Genomic DNA, 3327 nt, shown 5'->3' with positions numbered 1-3327 from the left:
CGCGGTGCATTTCCACCTGATCCAGCGCGGCGAGCCCGGCTAAACTGCCTGCACACTTGTTGTGCAGATTGGAAGGAACGTGCCTTGACCTCCGTGACCCGCCTCACCGCCGTCTACCCCGGCACCTTCGACCCGATGACCCTCGGCCATGAGGACCTGATGCGCCGTGCCAGCCGCCTGTTCGAGCGGCTGATCCTGGCGGTCGCCACCGGCCACCACAAGCGAACCATGTTCACGTTGGAAGAGCGCCTGGAGATCGCCACCGAGCTGGCCGCCAAACACCCCAACGTGGAAGTGATCGCCTTCGACGGCCTGCTCAGCGACTTCGTCATGAGCCACGGCGGCAAGGTGGTGGTGCGCGGCCTGCGGGCGGTGAGCGACTTCGAATACGAGTTCCAGATGGCCGGCATGAATCGCACGCTGATGCCCAAGGTGGAAACCGTGTTCCTCACGCCCAGCGACCAGTTCCAGTTTGTCTCGGGCACCTTCGTGCGCGAGATTGCCACCTTGAAGGGTGATGTTTCCAAGTTTGTGTCACCCTCGGTGCTCCAGCGGCTACAGCAGCGTGTGAACGCCGGCGCGTAGTCCTCCTAAGCAGTACCCCACCATGGCCCTTTTGATCACCGACGACTGCATCAACTGCGATGTCTGTGAACCCGAGTGCCCCAACCAGGCGATCTACCTCGGGCCCGAGATCTACGAGATCAACCCGGCCAAGTGCACCGAGTGTGTGGGCCACTTCGATGAGCCGCAGTGTGTGCAGGTGTGCCCGGTGAATTGCATCCCGGTCGACCCGCAGCATGTGGAGTCGAAAGAAAGCCTGTGGGAAAAATACCGCCGGCTGCAGGCGGCGGTCTAACGACTTTTCGCTTTTTTGACTGGCGCGATGGCCACGAAGTCGCCAGTGGCGAGTTTCTTGGCCCTTTTCTTCTTTGAAGATTTGGCTGCCACGGCGATTGGTCCTGCCTGTGTGGGGCGGCCATCGATCTTGCCGGCCAGTGCCGGTTTGACTGACTCCCTGCGCTGGCGCTCACGCTCCAGACCCTCGCCGAGGGCCTGATCCTCGCGCACCCGCGCTTCGGCAGCGGAGCGCTGCTGCTCACTGCGTTCGTCACTCACAGTCACGGCACGGCCTTGCGGGCACGGTACCTGTGAGTACTCGCGGCCCTCGGGGCCGCAGCGGTAGACGGTCTGAGCCTGCGCCCCAGCGCAGACCAGGCTCACAGCCAGCAAGGCCAGCACCTTCACGGCTTGGGCTCCGGCGTCCCCAGGCCTTCAGGCCGAGGCGGCTTGGGCCGCGGCGGTTTGGCGGTGATCTTTATCGTGGCGCGCTCCATGTCACCGGCGAGGATGAGATCGAGCACCGGCAGCGTCCTGGCGATGCTCTCGTGAATGGCTTCGCGGTGGGTGGGCGAGGGCTTGCGCAGCACGTAGTCGACCACCTCGGCTTTGACACCCGGGTGTCCGATGCCGATGCGCAAGCGCCAGTAATCTGGTGTGCCCAATTGGGCGTGGATGTCGCGCAGCCCGTTGTGGCCGCCGTGGCCACCGCTGCGCTTGAACTTCACCTGTCCCGGCTGCAGGTCGAGCTCGTCGTGTGCCACCAGGATTTCTTCGGGTGCAATCTTGAAGAAGCGCGCCAGCGCGGCCACCGATTTGCCCGACAGGTTCATGGAGGTTTGCGGCTGCAACAACCACAGCGGGCCCTGATCACCGGGCCGGTTCACGCGTGCGACCAGGCCGAAGTAGCTGCGATCGGGGACGAGCGAGGCCTTGAGCTCACGCGCCACGGCGTCGATCCACCAGAACCCGGCGTTGTGGTTGGTGGCTTCGTATTCAGGGCCGGGGTTGCCCAGGCCAACAAACAATCGAATCATGGTGTCGCAGATTATCCGGGCCGCCTCGGCAAAAAGAAGCCCCGCCAAAGCGGTGGCACGGGCATAAAAAAGCCCCGCCAAAGCGGGGCTTGCAGACCTTCCGAAGAAGGACTTACTTCTTGTTGTTGATCTTTTCGACCTTGCGGGCTTTGCCTGCGGGGGCAGCCACTGCCACCGGCGCGACGACCACTTCTTCTTCGGCAGCTTGCACCGAAGTCGACACGATCACCGGGTTCGGCTTGCCTTGTGTCACGACGGTGATGCCTTCGGCCAGCTTCAGGTCGCTCACGTGCATGGCCTGGCCCTTGGTCAGGTTGGCCAGGTCAACGGTCAGGAACTCCGGCAGGGCAGAAGCCAGGCACTGGATGCGCAATTCGGTGACGACGTGGTTCACCAGGCAGGAGTCTGTCTTGACGGCCGGCGAGGTTTCTTCGTTGATGAAGTGCAGCGGCACTTTCTTGGTGATCTTGGTGGTGGCATCGACGCGCTGGAAGTCGATGTGCAACACGATCTGGCGGAAGGGGTGCAGCTGGTAGTCACGCAGCAGCACTTGCTCGGTCTTGCCACCCAGTTCCATCTCCAAAATGGTCGAGTGGAAGGCTTCCTTCTTCAGCGCGTGGAAGAGGGCGTTGTGATCGAGTTCGATCATCGAGGGCGTGCCAGCGCCGTAAACAATACCCGGCACCTTGTTGGCCAGGCGCAGGCGGCGGCTCGCTCCGGTCCCCTGCAATGTGCGCTCAAAAGCGACGAATTTCATGGTGTTCTCCAAACATGGATTGACGCCCGCGACCAAGCGTCAAAAAACAGGTCTTGCGACCCGGCGAAACGGCACACACGAGGTGCACCGCGGTGTTGCAGATCAGAAGTTGTTGTTCTGCTCCGCAAACAGGGAGGTCACCGATTCACCGTCTGAAATGCGACGGATGGTTTCGGCGAACAAGAAGGCCACCGACAGCTGGCGAACCTTCGAACATTTTTTGCCATCGTCGCTGAGCGGGATGGTGTTGGTGATCACGACTTCATCGAGCTGCGAGGCCTTGATGCGCTCGATGGCCGGGCCCGAGAACACGGCGTGGGTGCAATAGGCGTACACGCTCTTGGCGCCACGCTCCTTGAGCACATCGGCGGCTTTGACCAGCGTGCCGGCGGTGTCGATCATGTCGTCCATGATCACGCAGTTGCGGCCGTCGATGTCACCGATGACGTGCATCACTTCCGACACGTTCGCCTTGGGGCGGCGCTTGTCGATGATGGCCAGGTCGCAGTTGAGCTGTTTGGCCAGCGCCCGGGCCCGCACCACACCGCCCACGTCGGGCGACACGACCACCAGGTCGGTGTAGCGCTTGCTCTGCAGATCAGACAGCAGCACCGGCGAGGCGTAGATGTTGTCGACCGGGATGTTGAAGAAGCCCTGGATCTGGTCGGCGTGCAGGTCCATGGTCAGCAGGCG

At 62.5% G+C, this 3327-nt stretch carries 6 protein-coding genes; 2 read left to right on the top strand and 4 right to left on the bottom strand.

Going from position 1 to position 3327, the window contains the following annotated elements; genetic code table 11:
* The first annotated feature begins 84 nt into the window (after positions 1 to 84).
* A complete protein-coding gene (gene coaD, locus RMO40_RS12575) occupies positions 85 to 585 on the top strand; it encodes a pantetheine-phosphate adenylyltransferase (protein WP_309721494.1) in 501 nt (166 codons plus the stop codon).
* A gap of 22 nt (positions 586 to 607) precedes the next feature.
* On the top strand, positions 608 to 859 hold the full coding sequence (locus RMO40_RS12570; protein WP_309721492.1) for a YfhL family 4Fe-4S dicluster ferredoxin: 252 nt from the start codon (positions 608 to 610) through the stop codon (positions 857 to 859).
* Here RMO40_RS12570 and RMO40_RS12565 read toward each other — a convergent pair.
* From RMO40_RS12565 to RMO40_RS12550, 4 genes are all read right to left on the bottom strand, one after another.
* Positions 856 to 1248 carry a hypothetical protein gene (locus tag RMO40_RS12565; RefSeq protein WP_309721489.1) on the bottom strand — a complete coding sequence of 131 codons (393 nt, stop codon included), beginning with the start codon at positions 1246 to 1248 and terminating at the stop codon, positions 856 to 858. The genes RMO40_RS12570 and RMO40_RS12565 overlap by 4 nt on opposite strands.
* Positions 1245 to 1877: an aminoacyl-tRNA hydrolase gene (pth, locus tag RMO40_RS12560; protein ID WP_309721486.1), complete on the bottom strand. Its 633-nt coding sequence runs from the start codon at positions 1875 to 1877 to the stop codon at positions 1245 to 1247. The genes RMO40_RS12565 and pth overlap by 4 nt, the downstream gene beginning before the upstream one ends.
* 112 nt (positions 1878 to 1989) lie before the next feature.
* The gene (locus tag RMO40_RS12555; protein ID WP_309721481.1) at positions 1990 to 2634 is read right to left on the bottom strand and encodes a 50S ribosomal protein L25/general stress protein Ctc; all 645 of its coding nucleotides are present in this window, start codon (positions 2632 to 2634) and stop codon (positions 1990 to 1992) included.
* Positions 2635 to 2736: 102 nt separating this feature from the next.
* Positions 2737 to 3327: ribose-phosphate diphosphokinase (locus RMO40_RS12550; RefSeq protein ID WP_309721478.1), on the bottom strand; the 591-nt coding region annotated here is incomplete at its 5' end.

The organism is Rhizobacter sp., from assembly GCF_031412075.1.
In the GTDB taxonomy this organism is placed as follows: domain Bacteria; phylum Pseudomonadota; class Gammaproteobacteria; order Burkholderiales; family Burkholderiaceae_C; genus Rhizobacter.
This window is presented reverse-complemented; position numbering and strand designations above follow the sequence as displayed.

Bases quoted from the DNA above. Each gene is read 5' to 3' on its own strand.
- RMO40_RS12570 (WP_309721492.1), top strand. From the start codon at position 608: ATGGCCCTTTTGATCACCGACGACTGCATCAACTGCGATGTCTGTGAA.
- pth (WP_309721486.1), bottom strand. From the start codon at position 1,877: ATGATTCGATTGTTTGTTGGCCTGGGCAACCCCGGCCCTGAATACGAA.
- RMO40_RS12555 (WP_309721481.1), bottom strand. From the start codon at position 2,634: ATGAAATTCGTCGCTTTTGAGCGCACATTGCAGGGGACCGGAGCGAGC.